The sequence below is a fragment of the Exiguobacterium sp. s39 genome (genome assembly GCF_018618925.1).
In the GTDB taxonomy this organism is placed as follows: Bacteria; Bacillota; Bacilli; order Exiguobacteriales; family Exiguobacteriaceae; genus Exiguobacterium_A; species Exiguobacterium_A abrahamii.
This window is the reverse complement of the sequence record NZ_JACSNA010000001.1, coordinates 1,779,818-1,797,374: the sequence shown is the minus strand read 5'-3', so window position 1 is coordinate 1,797,374 and position 17,557 is coordinate 1,779,818. Positions and strand designations below refer to the sequence as shown.

The window sequence follows — 17,557 nt, the reverse complement described above, 5'->3', positions numbered from 1 at the left end:
ACACTCAAAAAGGAGGATCTACCGATGAAAAAACTACTTGCAGTCGTCATGATGGCATTAATGGTCTTCGCAGCCGCCTGTTCGACGGAACAGCCGGGCAGCAGCAACGGTGAAACGAAAAAGAAGACGAAGGACTTCAAGATTGGTCTTTCGATTTCAACCCTCAACAACCCATTCTTCGTCTCGTTAAAAGAAGGGGCAGAACAAGAAGCAAAAGCACAAGGCGCAACGCTTCAAGTCGCGGATGCACAAGATGACGCGGCAAAACAAGCAAGCGATATCGAAGACATGGTTCAAAAGAAAGTCGATCTCATTTTGATCAACCCAACGGATTCAGCAGCAGTTGGTGCAGCCGTCCAAACAGCGAACGATGCGAACATTCCCGTCATCACAGTTGACCGCAATGCAGAAGCAGGCGACGTCGTCGCACACATCGCGTCAGATAACGTCGCTGGTGGGAAACAAGCAGGTGAGTACATGATCGAACTCGTCGGCGACAAAGCAAAAGTCGTAGAGCTCGAAGGGATTCCAGGAGCATCCGCAACACGCGACCGTGGTAAAGGGTTCCATGAAGCAGTCGACGGTAAACTTGACGTCGTCGCAAAACAAGCAGCAAACTTCGACCGGGCAAAAGGATTGTCGGTCATGGAGAACATCCTCCAAAACAACAAAGACATCAAAGCCGTCTTCGCTCACAATGATGAAATGGCTCTCGGTGCGGTCGAAGCGTTAAAAGCAGCGGGTCTGAACGATGTTAAAGTCATCGGCTTCGATGCGACGGATGATGCCGTCAAAGCCGTCAAAGATGGAAAAATGGCAGGAACGATCGCTCAAAAACCGACGGAGATCGGGAAGATGGGTGTCGAGACAGCGATCAAGCACTTAAAAGGTGAAACAGTCGAGAAGAACATCCCAGTCGACCTCGAATTGATCAAACAATAAGAAGACAGGACACCTGAGTCGACGATTCAGGTGTCTCTTTTTCATCAGGTGGAGCAGGCAGGAAAAAGTTCCTAAATCTATTCCTTGTTCCCGTACTTGTTTTTCTCTATAATGAAAGAAGCGTATATTACTGAAGGAGGATCATCGATGATCATTCATAACGTGGCTCTTGTCGGCCTCATCGTCGTTTCCGTTCTTCTCATCATCGTCGTTCTATTGATGTCGGGTCGTACGACCGGACTCGGAGCATTGACGGGTGGAGCAGAACAATTATTTGGTCGCCAAAAAGCTCGTGGCTTGGATGCGGTCCTAAATCGTGTGGCGTCTATCTTAGGGGCATTACTCTTCATCTTGGCGTTACTCGTCGCTTTTTATAAGTGAGCATTGAAACGACAGCCGTATGATCGCGCTGTCGTTTTTTGTATTTCTCGATATTCATTTTTTCCGGATATGGGGTATAGAGTTAGAGGGGGAATCATTTTATGAAAATCACTTTACCAAAACCATTCTTTTTCGAAGCCGGCCCACGTGCCGTTTTACTATTACACGGATTCACGGGATCGAGCGCGGATGTCCGCATCCTCGGTCGCTACTTGCAAAAGCAGGGCTATACGTCCCTCGCACCACAATATAAAGGGCACGCTGCCCCACCCGAAGAGCTGACGAAGACCGGGCCAGCCGACTGGTGGCAGGATGTCCTTGCCGGATATCAAGAACTCGTCGATAAAGGCTATGACGAAATCGCCGTTTGCGGACTGTCGCTCGGTGGCGTCATGTCGCTGAAGTTATCGATGAACCGTCCGGTCAAAGCGGTCATCCCGATGTGTGCACCCGCCTACATCAAAAGTGAAGAAGTCATGTATGCAGGAGTCACCGAGTACGCACGAGAATTCAAGAAGCGAGAAGGCAAATCACAAGAAGAGATCGATCACGAGATGGCGTCCTTCGAACCGATGCCGACCTTGAAGGACTTACAGGAACTGCTGCGCGAGACACGCGATTCGCTCGAGGACGTCTACGCACCGACGCTCGTCGTCCAAGCGCGCAACGATCACATGATCAACACCGACTCCGCGAACATCATCCATGATGGAGTCAGTGCCTTCCAAAAAGAGCTGATCTGGTATGAGAACTCAGGTCACGTCATTACGCTCGACAAAGAAAAAGACCAGCTCCACTCTGACATCTTGGACTTCCTGGAGTCATTGAACTGGAGCAAGTAACTGGAGGTGTCACGTTGGAATTACGTGAACGAATACTAACGGTCATCACGACGGAAGAACGTCCGTTGTCGATTGATCAATTAACGAAAAAACTAGAACTAGCGGATACGGAAGCATTCAAGGAATTGATCCGGACGCTGAACGCGATGGAAGACGAAGCGTTGATCGCCCGGACACGCTCGAACAAGTACGGAACGCTCGCGCAGATCGGTCAAGTCGCAGGGAAGATTTCCGTCCACCAACGCGGGTTCGGTTTCGTCTCACCGGAAGACGGCTCAGAAGGCGATATTTTCTTGCCGGCACCGGAACTGAAGAACGTCTATAACGGCGACCGTGTCCTCGTCAAAGTGTTTGCCGAGTCAAACGGCGGCGACCGTCGTGAAGGGAAACTGCTCAAGATTCTCTCACGCGGACCAGCCGATTTCGTCGGAACGTTCGTCAGTCCAAAAGGACGAATTGAATCGATTGCCTACATCGAACCGGATGATACGAAGCTGACGTTCTTACCGGTCGTCGCAAACGATGATACACTTGGTGCCGTCGATGGCCATAAAGTCCTTGCCCGGATCACGAAGTATCCCGATGGTCGCTACGCTGGAACGGCGAAAGTCTTAAAAATCATCGGTCACAAAAATGACCCAGGCGTCGACATCTTATCGATCGTCCACAAGCACGGGATCAACGTCGACTTCTCACCGGAAGCGATCGCTGAGGCAAATGCTGTACCGGATCAAATCGATGAGAAGGATTTAGTTGGACGTGTCGATCTACGGAACGAATTGACGGTGACGATTGACGGGGCAGACGCAAAAGACCTCGATGATGCGGTTCACGTCAAAAAGCTAGCGAACGGTAACTTCGAGCTTGGTGTCCACATCGCTGACGTCTCGCATTACGTCAAAGAAGATTCAGCACTCGACGAAGAAGCGCGTGAGCGCGGAACGAGTGTTTATCTCGTCGACCGCGTCATCCCGATGATTCCGCACCGTCTATCGAACGGAATCTGCTCACTCAATCCGCACGTTGATCGTTTGACGCTCAGCTGTATCATGGAAATCGATGCGAACGGGGCTGTCGTCAACCATGAAATCTTCCAGAGTGTCATCAAGACGACAGAACGGATGACGTATACGGACGTCCGGAAAATCGTCGAACGCGAAGACGAAGAAGTGATCGCGAAGTACCAAGATCTCGTTGATTACTTTGACAAGATGGCGGAACTCGCAGCAATTCTCCGCGAACGCCGCTCACGTCGTGGGGCGATCAACTTCGACTTCCCAGAAGCGAAGGTCCTCGTCAACGAAGAAGGCAAGACGAGTGAGATCATCCTCCGGGAACGTTCGGTCGCTGAGAAACTGATCGAAGAGTTCATGCTTGCAGCGAACGAAACGGTCGCGGAGCACATCCAGCGTCAAAAACTACCGTTCATGTACCGGATCCACGATGAGCCAAAAGCTGAACGTCTCGATACGTTCTTCAAGTTCATCGGTAACTTCGGCATCAACGTCGAACGCAAGGGTGAGTCAGTCGCACCGAAGACATTGCAATCGATCCTGAACGCTGTTGAAGGTGAGCCGGAAGAAGCCGTCGTCAGTACGGTCATGCTCCGTTCGCTCCAACAAGCGAAATACGACATCGAACCGATTGGTCACTTCGGTCTGTCGACGGACTACTACACGCACTTCACGTCACCGATCCGTCGGTACCCAGACTTAATGGTTCACCGTCTGTTGCGTGAATATGTCATCTACAACGATAAGTCACAGAAGACGCAAGACCGTTACTCAGAGATCCTCCCGGAAATCGCTGATCACTCGTCAAAACGCGAGCGTCGTGCCGTTGATGCCGAGCGGGAAACGAACGCGTTGAAGAAAGCCGAATATATGGAGCAACACATCGGCGAGATGTTTGAAGGCGTCGTCAGTGGTGTCACGAACTTCGGGATGTTCGTCGAATTGCCGAACACGATCGAAGGTCTCGTCCACATCCAAGCGATGACGGATGACTTCTATCGCTACGATGAAGCGAACTATCAGCTGATCGGTGAGCGGACGAAGCAACAGTTCCGGATCGGTGATGTCGTCGAGATCAAGGTCACGAACGTCAACATCGATGAACGGACGATCGACTTCAGCGTCGTCGGGATGCCAGAACGGCAACCGAAGAAACGGTTCGAGTCGAAGACGATCCGCTCAAGCGGTGGACGTCCGGGACAAAAACGCGACGACAAGAAGAAAGATGATCGTCGCGGTAAGAAACGGTCGGGTAAGAGCGACCAAAGCAAAGGAAAAGGATTCTCGTTAAAGAATAAGAAAGATAAACCGCCGTTCCATAAGGCGGTCTCGAATAAGAAACGGAAGCGCAAATAAGCGCTTCCGCATCGGAAATGTGGTGAACGAACATGCCAAAGGGAACAGATTCGAAAGTCTTAGCGAACAACAAACGGGCCTCGTTCGATTATGCGATCGAGGATACGATTGAAGCCGGTCTTGTCTTGACGGGAACGGAAATCAAATCGGTCCGTAAAGGAAAAATCAGCATCGGGGACGCATTCGTCCGGTTCGACGGGGGAGAAGCGATTCTTTGGAACTCGAATATCGCCCACTTCGAACAGGGGAACCGCTACAACCATGAACAGCTCCGTCCACGAAAACTGTTGCTGCACAAGAAACAGATCGCGAACTTGATCGGTGCGGTCTCACGGGACGGTTATACGATCGTTCCGCTGAAAGTCTACATCAAGAACGGGTACGCGAAATGCTTGATTGGACTCGGACGCGGCAAGAAGAAATTCGATAAACGCGATGATCTGAAGAAGAAGGATGCAAAGCGTGATATCGAACGAGCACTACGCGATAAGCAAAAGTATTGAACCCGTAACACTTTTCTGCTAGAATATTAGTATTCGGAAAGCCCCAATTTTATATCTTGGGGACGTTACGGATTCGACGGGGGTAGTTCGGTCTTCTGTGGCGTGTCGAGGGGTCGGCCTCGTTAAAACGCACCAGCCATAACTGGCAAAACTAACACACAACTCGCAGCAGCGTAATAGCAACTGCGGATCCTAGCAGCTGTCGCCTGGTCGGCTGATTTCTAGGGTCTCACTTTAAACAGGCTACGCTTGGACCCTTCCGTCTGGAGGGAAAGAGAAGAGATGGAATCAGACTGGTCGGACGGACGCCTGTCAATTGGCAGCCTGACGACGAGATCCCAATAAATTGACTACACACGTAGAAGCTTAAGTATACGATGCCTTCGGACGTGGGTTCGACTCCCACCGTCTCCATACGACGAAATCAGTGGATTTCAAAAAAAGTACTTGAATCTCATTAAATGGGTTCAAGTACTTTTTAGTATAAAAAACTATTTATGAATATTAGAAATAAAATAAAAAATTAATAAGGAGAACAAAATATGAAATTTGGTCAAACAATTAAAATGTTTTTAATTGATGGTAATTCTGATGGCAGATTAACGTGTGAGTTGTCAAATTGGACTGGTCTCGCTTATAGAATTCCACGTACTGAAGTTAAAAAATGTAATGATCGCCCTAATTTAAATTCAACTGGAATTTATATGTTGTTCGGTCGAAACGAAGAAGATGAAGAAGCAGTTTATATTGGTGAGGCTGAAGAAGTGTATAATCGTCTTCAAGATCATTTACGTGAAAAAGATTTTTGGAATGAAGTGATTGTGTTTATTAGTAAAGATGAGAACTTGAATAAAGCACATATTAAATATTTGGAGAACAAATTGTATCATAAAGCAAAAAAAGCAAACCGTTATAAAATCGTAAACGGTAATATTCCCCCGATGCCTTCTATCTCTGAAGCAGATCGTGCTGAAATGAATACTTTTAGTGAGAATGTTGAAATGTTGGTAAATATGTTAGGACATAAATTATTCTCAGAAGTTCAAAAGAATATCGATACTGAGAATGAGAACGTTCTATACTTAAAAAGCTCAAGAGGTGCCGACAGTACGGGGGTTCAAACATCAGAAGGGTTCGTTGTTTTTAAAAACTCAAAAATTGCGTCAGAAGTTGTCAATTCATTCTCGGAACGATTGAAAGTTAAAAGAAAAGAATTAATTGACTCTAATAAAGTTCAAATAATTGATGGAGAATACATAGTAATCGAAGACTTATTGTTTTCGAGTCCTTCGTTAGCAGCTGATATTGTGACGGGCAGAAGTGCCAATGGATTAGTCGAATGGAAGAATAAACATGGAGTTATTTTAAAGAATTTATCTTGATTTTTTACTTTCTATAATGTTGGAATAGAGTAAAAATAGGCTGTAATATTGTAAAAAAAGGAGCTGACACCTATGATACGACGCGCCACGTTGATGGACGGAAAAGCCTTATCGGACTTGATGCGACGCATTGATCGGGAAACGAAATATATGTTGTATGAGCCGGAAGAACGCGTCTTGTCAACGGAACAGGCGGAGGCGTTCATCGAGAAGTTCGGTCAGGCTGCCAACTCGGACATCTTTGTCGTGGACATCGACGAGCAACTCGTCGGGTATGTGCTCGTCGTTGGTGGTGAGCCGAGTCGGATTCGTCACCGGGCGAACCTCGTCATCGGCTTGCTCGATGCCTATACGGGTCGGGGGCTTGGTGCGGGTCTACTTGAAGCGGTTGATACCTTTGCTGTTGAAGCAGGACTCATCCGACTTGAGTTGACGGTTCGCAAGGATAACCTGCGGGCAATCGAACTCTATCATAAGTTTGGCTTCAACATCGAAGGGACACGGATTGCGTCGCTCTTCATCGATGGCGAATACGTCGATGAACTGGCGATGTCGAAGATTTATACGACGGAAGAATCCTAAAAAAGATGCTCCGTGGGCTTATCTCTGAAAAGAGACGAGACCATGAGCATCTTTTTTTATGGGGATACTTTTTGTTGTTCGAAGTCGATCTCCAAGACGTTTTTCGCATAATCCTTACCCCAGTCATACATCGCATCTAAAATCGGCATTAAGCTATGACCATGCGGTGTCAAAGAATATTCGACCTTCGGTGGTACGACCGGATAGACTTCCCGGTGAATGATGTGGTGATCTTCGAGTTCCCGCAGTTGATTGACGAGCATCCGTTGCGTGATCCCGGGCATCAGACTTTTCAGTTCCCCAAAGCGTTTCGTTCCTTCCTTGCCTAAGTGCCAAAGAATGAGCATCTTCCATTTTCCTCCGATGATCGAGAGGGTCAATTCCTTCTCACAGTTAAACTGACGGTCTTCAAAATGTGGCATCGTTCCACCTCCTGTTCCAGTATAGTCTTTCTTCCGATCGACAGTATACTTTTCCGCACTATGTATGAAAAACCGCACTATGTAAATTAAAAGTGCGTACTTCTCAAGAATGCTCCTGCGGATTATATTTAGTCCTGTTCCTTCATGAACGTCCGAAGGAAGTGTCAGGTACGACAATACAGAGAAGAATGGGAGAGGTACAAATGAAATTACAACTCGCAATTGATTTAGTCGATACAGCAGGTGCGATCGCTTTAGTCAAAGAAATCGGGGAAGACAATTTAGATATCGTCGAGATCGGCACACCGGTCGTCATCAACGAAGGGCTCCGCGCCGTCAAAGAAATGAAAGCTGCATTCCCGAATTTAACGGTCCTCGCTGACTTGAAGATCATGGATGCTGCCGGGTACGAAGTCAGCCAAGCTGTCGCACACGGTGCTGACATCGTGACGATCCTTGGTGCAGCGGAAGACATGTCGATCAAAGGAGCAGTCGAAGAAGCTAAAAAATCAGGCAAACAGATTCTCGTTGATATGATTGCTGTGAAAGATATCGCAACACGGGCGAAAGAACTTGATGCATTAGGCGTCGACTACATCTGTGTCCACACAGGTTACGATCTCCAAGCAGTCGGTCAAAACTCGTTCGAGGATCTTGCGACAATCAAATCGGTTGTGACAAACGCAAAAACAGCTGTTGCGGGTGGTATTAAGATGGAGACGTTACCGGAAGTCATCGCTGCACGTCCTGATCTGATCATCGTCGGTGGCGGCATCACGGGACAAGATGATAAACAAGAGACAGCGTCAACGATGCACCGGATGTTGCAAGAGGCGTAAATGACACACATTCAAACGATTATCGAAGAACTGACCTCGACGGTCGAAGCAATCGATGCGACCGAGACAAAAGAACTGGCAGACGCTGTGCTGCAAGCGAACCGAATTTTTCTCGCAGGAGCTGGTCGCTCCGGCTTGATGGGGAAAGCGTTCGTCATGCGGTTGATGCACATGGGACTCGATGCTTATGTCGTCGGCGAGACGGTCACGGCGAATTTACGCGAGGGTGACGTGTTAATCGTCGGTTCCGGATCGGGTGAGACAAAAACCTTGATTCCAATCGTCGAGAAAGCACAGCAACTCGGTGGCACGGTTGCCGTCGTCACGATCAATTCGACGTCGACGTTAGCACGATTAGCCGACTTGATCGTCCAACTGCCTGGGGTTCCGAAAGAACAAACGGCATCAGCGGATGAGACGGTTCAACCGATGGGCTCATTGTTCGAACAGACGATGTTGTTGTTCTATGATGCCTTGATTCTGCAGATCATGGAAGAGAAGCAGCTCGATTCACAAACGATGTACGGGAAACATGCCAACTTAGAGTGATGCATATGAAACAGATTAGTTCTCTTCAATAGAAGAGGGCTAGTCTGTTTTTGTCTGTAGAAATTTATACACTCGAAGATTTTCCTTCCCCTGTTTTTACAGTTTTCTTAAAAGTATGATCTTGAAGCATGCGATACTCAAAGAAAGGAAAAAAGAGGAAAAGGAGATTATCATGCGATTTCAACGGATTGGTTTGATCAGTACTTTATTAGTTACAAGTATCTTAACCGGTTGTGCAGAACCGGACAAAGTTCCGCCTTTAAATCAACTTCAAACGCAATGGATTGAGGATAACACTGCTGAGGATGGTGCTGATCCTGATGCCATCGTACAACGCATTAAAGCGAAAGACTTTTCAGAACAGGATTCGTTTGAAGCGGATTTTCGACGTCACGTGACGTTTTACTTTAAAGATGGAACAAAAGCGCATCCGACTGAACGCGATATCTGGAGTAGTATCGTTGTCGGAAATCATGCTTACGTGACACTGCATTACCCAAAAGGAGCAAATCGTCTTGCTGTACTAGAGTATACCAAGCAAGAGAAGAACTGGATGTTAGGAGGCGTCTCATATGACGACGTTCAAAACATTAAGAAGAGTAGTTCTGCTCGCGGCTTGAATTTACCGTTCTCGACATTCCAAGCGATTATGAGTAGTTCGACTCCTAATGGGGACGATAGTGTCTGGTTCTTCCACACGAAGTCCCAAACGATTCTGCTTACCGTTGTTCCGAAGCAAGACGTTCAAGGCGAAGACTGGAAGGAAACGACGCTTGCAAACGGACAGACGGCTTACTTCCAAGAAAAACAAGAGAAAGCGAATATCTATTACGTCGAGGACAATCAAATTGTCCTCCTGTCCGGTAACGTGTCGCTAGCACAATTAAAAAAATTAGCACGATCGATTGCTCCTGTCGACGCTACTGATTTCCCGTATTCTTAAACAAAAAAATCCGGACGCTGCGGCATCCGGATTTTTATTTACCATTTGAAATCAAAATCAGCACCGACATCTTTTGCGAGGTGGGCATCTGATCCATAGACGAGTGGAATCGATAACGACTGCGTGACTTGCAGGAGTTCCGGGTAAGGATAGGAAAGACCACATAACGGCTTCCGGAGTCCTGCCGTATTGACGTCGAGTGCGAAGTTCGCCTGACGGATCTTTCGTAACGTGTCGTCGAGGTTCGTTGGATTCGATTCGAGCGGATAGGCTTGGATGAACTTCGTCGGTAACGTCAAGTGACCGAGTCGCTTCGGCTGGTGTGCACCGAGGTCCGTCATGACGAGGGCTTGGATCCCTTCATAATACCGTTCATGGACCGCCGTGACGCTTCCGAGTTTCGTGACGATCTCACCGAAGCTTTCCTTGCTGAAGTCGACGCCGTAATATTGCTCATCGATGTATAAGTAATGCAGTGAGAGAATGCCGTCGGTTAAGACGTCAGCATAGCGGGCGATGATGTCACGCGTCCCGTCGACATGCCCTTCCCAGTAGTCGAACTCCATCCCGATCCGGATATCAATTTGATTCTTGTATGTCTCGCGGAGTTGCGTTAATTCCTTCAGGTAGGCATCGGCTGTCGCGAACGACATTCCGGAATCATTATCTGGCGCAGGATCCGTCACACCTTCAGGTAAAGGGGCATGTTCCGTGAAGCTGATTCGTTCTAAGCCTTGCTCTAAGGCACGCTCGATGTAGGCTTCGAGTGGATCCTTCGTACCGTGTGGACAATATGGACTGTGGACGTGACCGTCCCATTTCAATAATTGCATGAGTAACCCTCCGATTTTTTTAGAATTGGCAAGCAAAGCGATTGACAATGTGCCCGAAACGCGGTATCTTATCGTTAAATAATTTAGCGTGGTACAGTGATAATAAGATAAAGGAGTGGGAGTATGCAATCATTTTCTACGATTCGACTCAAGGATGGAGCGACGGACTATGTCGGTGCCTCGGCAACGCGGCTCCAACAGGTCATCCGTCAGCTCGAAGATGGACTCGAACAATCTAACTATACCCGATTAATCACCCCCTTAATTGAGGAAATCGGTGGACGGGAACAGATTCGGATGGATTTTACGACTAGTGTCGCGCGTGCACTCAGCGAACGTGGTCGCGAACAATATAAACGTGTCTTCTACAGTGGCTCGGTCTTTCAACCGGAAGAGAAGTTCCAGGTCGGATTCGAGGAACGGGGACAAATCGCAGAAGTCGAAGCAATCCAACTCGCGGTCCGACTCGTCGAGGAACTGACGGGAAAAGAAGTCACACTCTCGATCGGTGATGCCGGATTGATCGAGCATTTGATCGAGACGCGTGTCGGTGATCACCACTTACGCGACCAAGTGACGCAGATGCTCCGTTTACGTAACGTCATCGAACTGAAGCGGATCGCGGGTCAACTCGATGATGCTTTACTTGCAAAACTACCTTTATTATTCGGACGTGAAGGGGCAGAAACGATCTTACCGTACGTCGACGAAACACGACTCAATGCCGTGCTTGATCTCGCGGAAGCCGTCAATGCCGATCTCGACTTCGGACAAATGGGCTTACAGACGTACTACGACGGGATCACGATTCACGGTTTCATCGAAGGTGTGACGGAACCCGTCCTCGTCGGTGGACGCTATGACCGGCTTTATGAACAATTCGGACAAGAACAACAGGCGTTCGGCATCGGATTCTCGGTCGAACGGTTGGCGGAGGTGCTCTAAATGCGAATCGGAATTACGAAAGGACGGCTGTCGAAAGCGACAGAACGTTATCTAAAAGAAGCTGGCGTCGAGACATGGGGAGCCATTGAACGCGAACTGATCGTCAAACGGGGCGAGCACGAATTCGTCTTCATGAAAGGATCGGACTTGATTCCGTACGTTGCTCAAGGTGTCCTCGATGTCGCGATTACGGGGAGTGATATCTTACTCGAATCGGATCAAGAACTATCAGAACTCGCGGAATTACCGTTTGGTGTCTGCCGGATGTCGGTCTGCGCGAAGGAGCCTTTGCAATTCGAAGGTGGACGCCGCGTCCGGATTGCGACGAAGTATCCGGTCATCGCGAAACGCTACTTCAGCGAGCTCGGTGTCGACGTCGACATCGTACCGCTGAACGGTTCGGTCGAGTTAGCACCGTTACTCGGACTCGCTGACGCGATCGTCGATATCGTCGAGACAGGTGAGACGTTACGGGCGAACGGACTAAACGAATACGAAAAAATCATCGATATCAGCGCTCGATTCTTTACGAGCGAATGGACGTTAAAACGGAAGCGGGTTGAAGTCATCCGCTTGCTGGAGCAATTGACAGAAGGAGTGACACGATCATGACACCGACAAAACCTTTCAGCATCGATCGCGACACGGAGCTCGCGGTCCGCGCGATTCTCGAACGCGTCGCAACAGACGGTGACGCTGCTGTCCGCGATTATACGAACCAATTCGATCAGGTCGATCTTGAAGATTTCCGCCTCAGTGAAACACGGATCACGCAAGCCTTTGAACAGGCAGACGCCAACTTGATCGACTCGTTGAAGTTGATGGCGACACGACTCGTCGAATGGCACGAACAAGAACTGCCGTCGGACATCGAACTCGTCGAGGCAGACGTGACACGACGTCAACGGTTCGTTCCTGTTGATTCGGTCGGGATCTACGTTCCAGGTGGAGCAGCCAGTTATCCGTCGACGGTCTTGATGAACGCCATTCCAGCAAAAGTCGCTGGTGTCGAACGGGTCGTCATGGTGACGCCGATGACGAACTTAAGTGACGAGGTGCTCGTTGCGGCACGGATCGCTGGTGTGACAGAAATCTATACGATCGGTGGAGCGCAAGCTGTTGCCGCGCTAACATTCGGAACAGAAAGCATCCAAGCCGTCGACTTGATCGTCGGACCCGGGAACCGCTTCGTCGCTGAAGCAAAACGCCAAGTCTACGGGATTGTTGGCATCGACTCGGTTGCCGGTCCATCGGAAGTTGTCGTCATCGCGGACGAAACAGCGCATCCGGACCGGATCGCAGCCGACTTACTTGCCCAAGCCGAACACGACCGTGACGCTGTCGCAATCGCCTTCGTGCCAACGGAAGAGATGAAACAAGCGGTGGACACGGAAATCGAGCGGCGCTTACAACAATTGCCGCGTCAAGAGATTGCCCGTCGTGCGATGGAAAACGGTGGTGTCTTCGTCGCTCCACTCGAAACAGCGATTGAAGAAGCGAATCGTTTGGCAGCGGAGCACTTGGAACTTGCCGTTGCCAATCCGCAAGAGGTCGTCAAATCGATCCGTCACGCCGGGATGATTTTCCTCGGTCACGAGACACCAGAAACGCTCGGTGATTACGTCGCCGGAACGAACCACGTCTTACCAACGTCCGGTACAGCTCGTTTTGCGTCTGGATTATCAGCGCGGACATTCCTGCGTCACCAGACGATGCTCGAAGCCACACGCGCAGGCGTACAACGTCTCGCGAACGCAGCGAAGACCGTTGCCCGGGTTGAAGGACTCGAAGCACACGCACAAGCCATCGAAGTGAGGGAAGACTAATGCGATTACACCAAAACGAACGATTCACGACCCACAGTCCAGTCGGGATCGAAGCGATCCAGGAATTGATCGCAACGTTCCCTTTAAATGAATATCCTGTCGAGATCATCGATCAAGTTAAGACATCGTACGCAACATACGCTGGTGTCCGTCCGACGCAACTCGTCGCCGGGAACGGCTCGGATGAGTTGATCGGCTACTTATGTGCCCGCTACGGCGGACCCGGGATGCCAGTCATCGCCTCGGAACCGGACTTCGTCATGTACCAGTTCTACGCTGACCGAGCACGGGCACCGTTTGAACGCGTGCCGTTACTCGACGAGATGGCGCTTGACGTCGACGGATTGATCGCAGCACCGGGGGAGATCATCTTCTTGAGTCACCCGCACAATCCGTCCGGTGTCCTCCGCAAGGAAGCGGACATCCGTCGGTTGCTCGACAGTGGCAAATACGTCGTCATCGATGAGGCGTACATCGACTTCGCGCTCGAACAGTCGATGCTTCACTTACTCGAGGAATATCCGAAAGCGATCATCTTACGGACGCTCTCGAAAGCGTTCGGACTCGCATCGCTCCGACTCGGTTTTGTCATCGCGAGCGAACAAATCATTGAAGAAATCGAACAGATTAAATCACCATATAACGTCTCTGGTCTATCAGCAGCTGTCGGTATCGCCATCATGGCAGAACCGGAACTCGATCGGGTCTTAGAGGAAACGTATGCGAGCCGTGAAGCAATCGAACGGATTCTTGCCCCAATCGGCAAGACGTATCCCAGTGCAGCGAACTTCGTCTACGTCGAGTATCCAGAAGCCGAACGCTTTACGCAGCGTTGTGCTGACGCCGGATTACGGATCCGCTTGTTTAACCAAGCATTCCGTGTCAGTTGCGGGTCACCAGAAGCAATGCAAGTATTAGAAACGTGTGTAGAGGAGGAATTACGATGCGGCGTGGCGCAAGCGAACGAGTAAGTGCAGAATCAGACATCAAGGTCGAGGTCGATCTCGCAGGAGGTCCGGTTGAGATTAAGACCGGTGTCGGTTTCTTTGATCATATGTTGACGTTATTCGCCTTCCAGGCTCGAATCGGTCTGAAGGTAACCGCAAAAGGTGATACGTGGATCGATGCCCACCACACGGTCGAAGATACCGCGATCGTTCTCGGGGCAGCGTTGACGGAAGCGCTCGGCGATAAAGCCGGGATTGAACGCTACGGTGAATCCCGTGTGCCGATGGACGAGACACTCGCGTCGGTCGTCCTTGACTTCAGCGGTCGTCCGTTCACGGTCTTCCGTACTAGCTTCAAGAATCCGAAGCTCGGTGACTTTGATACGGAACTCGCAGAAGAGTTCTTCCAAGGCTTATCGCGCAGTGCCCGGATGACGATTCATGCTGAAGTCTTATATGGCTCGAACACGCATCACATGATCGAAGGGTTGTTCAAAGCACTCGGTCGGGCCGTCCGTCAGGCAGTCGCCGTGACGAGCGAAGGCGTACCGTCTACGAAAGGGTTGATTGATCAATGATAGCAATCGTCGATTATGGCGTCGGGAATATCGCGAATGTCGAGCGGGCGTTAAAGGAGCTCGGCGAAGCAGTCATCGTCACGAGTGACACGGAGTTGCTCGACCAAGCGGAAGCACTCGTCTTACCGGGTGTCGGTGCTTATGCACCGGCAATGGAGCGCCTGAAGGAAACGGGACTCGTCGACTTCTTAAAAGAACAAGCGGAAAAGAAACCGTTTCTTGGGATTTGCCTCGGGATGCAACTGCTCTTTGAATCAAGTGACGAAGATGGACTGACGGAAGGTCTCGGGATTTTACCGGGAACGATCGAAAAATTACCGAATGACGTCCGCTTGCCGCACATGGGTTGGCACCAGCTGACGAACCACGGCGAAGCGGTCTATTTCGTCCACTCGTACGGCGCTGTTTGTGACCCAGAATGGATCGTCGACGCGGTTGAATACGGACGTCTTGTTCCGGCAATCGTTCAAAAAGGACAAGTCACAGGGATGCAGTTCCACCCGGAGAAGAGTGGCGAAGTCGGACTGAAACTACTGAAGGAATGGAGAGAGACGACATGCAACTCTACCCAGCAATCGATTTAATGAGCGGACAGGCCGTACGCCTGAAGCAAGGAGATTTTGACCAACAGACATTCTTCGGTGATGCGTTGACGATTGCGAAGCGCTTCAAGGAAGATGGGGCGACAGCGATCCACTTGATCGATCTTGATGGTGCGAAGGCCGGCGAACCGTTGCACTTGAGCTTGATCGCCGACATCAAAAAGGAGACCGGTTTGTTCGTCGAAGCTGGTGGTGGTGTCCGTAACATCGAAACCGTCGAAGCATACGTCGGTGCCGGAATCGACCGGATTCTCGTCGGCACGGTCGCCCTAGAAGATGAAGCGTTGCTCGAGCAGATGATTGCTCTCGCTGGTGATAAACTGGCTGTTGCGTTAGATGCCAAAGAAGGTATCGTTCAAACACGCGGCTGGCTCGAAGCGAGCGGTTGGACGCTTGAAGAGGCAATGACACACCTGATCGGCAAAGGCATCAAGACGTTCCTTTATACAGACATTTCGCGTGACGGAATGATGATGGGACCGGACGTTGATGGACTCGATCGTCTAAAGCGGGAAGGGGTCGAATTGATTGCTTCTGGTGGTGTGACGACAGTCGATGACGTCGCGCGCCTCAAAGAAATCGGGATGGACGGAGCGGTCGTCGGTCGGGCGTTACTCGACGGATCACTTGCCTTAAAAGAGGTGTTGCGCGTATGCTGATGAAACGAATCATTCCCTGTCTTGACGTCAAGGAAGGACGTGTCGTCAAAGGGGTCAAATTCCAGAATCTACGTGATCTCGGTGACCCGGTTGCCGTCGCAAAGTATTATTACGAACAAGGGGCAGATGAACTCGTCCTGCTCGATATCTCAGCAACGCAAGAAGGGCGCGAGACGATGCTTGATATCGTCGAACGCGTCGCAGAAGTCATCTATATGCCGTTTACGGTCGGTGGCGGAATCAAGACGATCGAAGACGCGAAACGCTTGATTCGTGCCGGTGCTGACAAAGTCTCACTCAACTCATCAGCGCTTCAAAATCCACAACTGATTCAAGAAGTCAGCCGCCTGTTCGGTGTCCAAGCGACGGTCGTCGCAATCGATGCGAAGCAGACCGGTGACTCATGGGGTGTCTTCTCTCACGGTGGAACACAACCCGTCGGACGTGACGCGATCGAGTGGGCACAGGAAGCTGTCGCCCTCGGTGCCGGCGAGTTACTCGTCACGTCGATGGACGCTGACGGAACAAAAGACGGGTATGATCTCGCCTTGATCCGTCGTCTGCGTGAAGTCGTCAACGTGCCGATTATCGCTTCCGGCGGTGTCGGGACACTCGATCACTTGGCGGAAGGATTGGAAGCAGGCGCTGACGCAGCCTTAGCTGCTTCGATCTTCCATGAAGCGACGTACACGATGCCGGAAACGAAAGCCTACCTCAAAGAACGGGGAGTCGAAGTCCGATGACGACATTGAATTTTTCAAAAGGACTCGTCGCTGCCGTCGTCGTCGACGAACAGACGAACGATGTCTTGATGGTCGGCTTCATGGACCAAGCCGCTTATGATAAGACGCTTGCGACCGGTCTCGTCACCTTCTTCTCGCGGACGAAGAATCGCCTCTGGACAAAGGGGGAGACGAGCGGGAACACGCTTGAACTCAAACGGATGTGGATCGATTGTGATCAGGATAGTCTCTTGATCACGGTCAAAGCGAATGGTCCGACATGCCATACCGGAAATCGCAGTTGTTTCTATACGGAAGTGGAGGTGCCCGATGTTATACGAACTGGAACAGACGGTCAAAGCGAAGATTGACGCGAAAGAAGCAGAATCCTATACGAACTATTTGATTGCTTCTGGGTATGAGAAGATCGCGAAGAAGTTCGGTGAAGAGGCATTTGAAGTCGTTCTTGCTGGTAACGATACGTTAGCAGAAGAGACAGCAGACTTGTTGTATCACTTAACGGTCTTGCTCGCTGAGCGCGGTGTCTCATTCAAAGAAGTCGAAGCCGTCCTTAACGAACGTCACGGTACAAAATCGACGTTCAAGGATCGCCCGGATATTGAACAATGGTAAACGACATCCACATCGCATAGACGGTGTGGATTTTTGTATAAGCGGGAAAAGACAAACA

Annotated in this window: 20 protein-coding genes, 1 other RNA gene and 1 pseudogene; 20 read left to right on the top strand and 2 right to left on the bottom strand. The window is 50.1% G+C overall.

The window, feature by feature from the left end:
• Window positions 1-24 precede the first annotated feature (24 nt).
• The 8 genes from rbsB to KNQ11_RS09385 all read left to right on the top strand — a co-directional run bounded on the left by rbsB (window position 25) and on the right by KNQ11_RS09385 (window position 7,001).
• Window positions 25-942, top strand: a complete 918-nt coding sequence (gene rbsB / locus KNQ11_RS09420) for a ribose ABC transporter substrate-binding protein RbsB (protein ID WP_058713316.1) — start codon at window positions 25-27, stop codon at window positions 940-942.
• A gap of 147 nt (window positions 943-1,089) precedes the next feature.
• Entirely contained in the window at window positions 1,090-1,323 is a 234-nt protein-coding gene (gene secG / locus KNQ11_RS09415; protein ID WP_023469201.1) for a preprotein translocase subunit SecG, read from the top strand.
• Between the two features lie 101 nt (window positions 1,324-1,424).
• Window positions 1,425-2,165, top strand: a complete 741-nt coding sequence (locus KNQ11_RS09410) for an alpha/beta hydrolase (protein WP_023469200.1) — start codon at window positions 1,425-1,427, stop codon at window positions 2,163-2,165.
• Between the two features lie 14 nt (window positions 2,166-2,179).
• Complete coding sequence (gene rnr / locus KNQ11_RS09405) at window positions 2,180-4,534, top strand: ribonuclease R (protein ID WP_214771255.1); 2,355 nt, start codon at window positions 2,180-2,182, stop codon at window positions 4,532-4,534.
• A 32-nt stretch (window positions 4,535-4,566) separates the two neighbouring features.
• Window positions 4,567-5,037 carry an SsrA-binding protein SmpB gene (smpB, locus tag KNQ11_RS09400; RefSeq protein ID WP_023469198.1) on the top strand — a complete coding sequence of 157 codons (471 nt, stop codon included), beginning with the start codon at window positions 4,567-4,569 and terminating at the stop codon, window positions 5,035-5,037.
• A 58-nt stretch (window positions 5,038-5,095) separates the two neighbouring features.
• Window positions 5,096-5,454: a transfer-messenger RNA gene (gene ssrA, locus KNQ11_RS09395) on the top strand.
• A gap of 125 nt (window positions 5,455-5,579) precedes the next feature.
• The gene (locus KNQ11_RS09390) at window positions 5,580-6,419 is read left to right on the top strand and encodes a GIY-YIG nuclease family protein (protein ID WP_069940918.1); all 840 of its coding nucleotides are present in this window, start codon (window positions 5,580-5,582) and stop codon (window positions 6,417-6,419) included.
• Between the two features lie 72 nt (window positions 6,420-6,491).
• On the top strand, window positions 6,492-7,001 hold the full coding sequence (locus tag KNQ11_RS09385; protein ID WP_133207677.1) for a GNAT family N-acetyltransferase: 510 nt from the start codon (window positions 6,492-6,494) through the stop codon (window positions 6,999-7,001).
• Window positions 7,002-7,057: 56 nt separating this feature from the next.
• Here KNQ11_RS09385 and hxlR read toward each other — a convergent pair whose 3' ends face one another.
• Complete coding sequence (hxlR, locus tag KNQ11_RS09380) at window positions 7,058-7,423, bottom strand: transcriptional activator HxlR (RefSeq protein WP_075643057.1); 366 nt, start codon at window positions 7,421-7,423, stop codon at window positions 7,058-7,060.
• Between the two features lie 203 nt (window positions 7,424-7,626).
• Here hxlR and hxlA point away from each other — a divergent pair, with 203 nt between their 5' ends.
• From hxlA to KNQ11_RS09365, 3 genes are all read left to right on the top strand, one after another.
• On the top strand, window positions 7,627-8,262 hold the full coding sequence (hxlA, locus tag KNQ11_RS09375; protein WP_023469194.1) for a 3-hexulose-6-phosphate synthase: 636 nt from the start codon (window positions 7,627-7,629) through the stop codon (window positions 8,260-8,262).
• Entirely contained in the window at window positions 8,263-8,811 is a 549-nt protein-coding gene (gene hxlB / locus KNQ11_RS09370; RefSeq protein ID WP_133207676.1) for a 6-phospho-3-hexuloisomerase, read from the top strand.
• A gap of 172 nt (window positions 8,812-8,983) precedes the next feature.
• Window positions 8,984-9,754 (top strand): DUF4367 domain-containing protein, encoded by a 771-nt coding sequence (locus KNQ11_RS09365; RefSeq protein ID WP_214771238.1) that lies wholly within the window; start codon window positions 8,984-8,986, stop codon window positions 9,752-9,754.
• 38 nt (window positions 9,755-9,792) lie between these two features.
• On the opposite strand, the gene hisJ is transcribed toward KNQ11_RS09365, so the two are convergent.
• Window positions 9,793-10,587 (bottom strand): histidinol-phosphatase HisJ, encoded by a 795-nt coding sequence (gene hisJ / locus KNQ11_RS09360; RefSeq protein ID WP_214771235.1) that lies wholly within the window; start codon window positions 10,585-10,587, stop codon window positions 9,793-9,795.
• 123 nt (window positions 10,588-10,710) lie between these two features.
• Here hisJ and KNQ11_RS09355 point away from each other — a divergent pair, with 123 nt between their 5' ends.
• The 9 genes and pseudogenes from KNQ11_RS09355 (at window position 10,711) to hisIE (ending at window position 17,499) form a co-directional block, all read left to right on the top strand.
• The gene (locus KNQ11_RS09355; RefSeq protein ID WP_035396343.1) at window positions 10,711-11,532 is read left to right on the top strand and encodes an ATP phosphoribosyltransferase regulatory subunit; all 822 of its coding nucleotides are present in this window, start codon (window positions 10,711-10,713) and stop codon (window positions 11,530-11,532) included.
• The gene (gene hisG / locus KNQ11_RS09350; RefSeq protein WP_023469189.1) at window positions 11,533-12,144 is read left to right on the top strand and encodes an ATP phosphoribosyltransferase; all 612 of its coding nucleotides are present in this window, start codon (window positions 11,533-11,535) and stop codon (window positions 12,142-12,144) included.
• Complete coding sequence (hisD, locus tag KNQ11_RS09345; protein WP_064299439.1) at window positions 12,141-13,358, top strand: histidinol dehydrogenase; 1,218 nt, start codon at window positions 12,141-12,143, stop codon at window positions 13,356-13,358. Before hisG ends, hisD begins: the two co-directional genes overlap by 4 nt.
• Window positions 13,358-14,329, top strand: a complete 972-nt coding sequence (locus tag KNQ11_RS09340) for a pyridoxal phosphate-dependent aminotransferase (RefSeq protein ID WP_064299440.1) — start codon at window positions 13,358-13,360, stop codon at window positions 14,327-14,329. The genes hisD and KNQ11_RS09340 overlap by 1 nt, the downstream gene beginning before the upstream one ends.
• Window positions 14,302-14,883, top strand: coding sequence for an imidazoleglycerol-phosphate dehydratase HisB (hisB, locus tag KNQ11_RS09335; RefSeq protein ID WP_214771232.1), 582 nt, complete (start codon window positions 14,302-14,304; stop codon window positions 14,881-14,883). Before KNQ11_RS09340 ends, hisB begins: the two co-directional genes overlap by 28 nt.
• A complete protein-coding gene (gene hisH, locus KNQ11_RS09330; RefSeq protein ID WP_023469185.1) occupies window positions 14,880-15,467 on the top strand; it encodes an imidazole glycerol phosphate synthase subunit HisH in 588 nt (195 codons plus the stop codon). Before hisB ends, hisH begins: the two co-directional genes overlap by 4 nt.
• Window positions 15,440-16,144 (top strand): 1-(5-phosphoribosyl)-5-[(5-phosphoribosylamino)methylideneamino]imidazole-4-carboxamide isomerase, encoded by a 705-nt coding sequence (gene hisA / locus KNQ11_RS09325; protein WP_035396350.1) that lies wholly within the window; start codon window positions 15,440-15,442, stop codon window positions 16,142-16,144. The genes hisH and hisA overlap by 28 nt, the downstream gene beginning before the upstream one ends.
• Window positions 16,138-16,887 (top strand): imidazole glycerol phosphate synthase subunit HisF, encoded by a 750-nt coding sequence (hisF, locus tag KNQ11_RS09320; protein WP_023469183.1) that lies wholly within the window; start codon window positions 16,138-16,140, stop codon window positions 16,885-16,887. Before hisA ends, hisF begins: the two co-directional genes overlap by 7 nt.
• Window positions 16,884-17,499, top strand: a pseudogene (gene hisIE / locus KNQ11_RS16815) (bifunctional phosphoribosyl-AMP cyclohydrolase/phosphoribosyl-ATP diphosphatase HisIE). The gene hisF and the pseudogene hisIE overlap by 4 nt, the downstream one beginning before the upstream one ends.
• Window positions 17,500-17,557 lie beyond the last annotated feature (58 nt).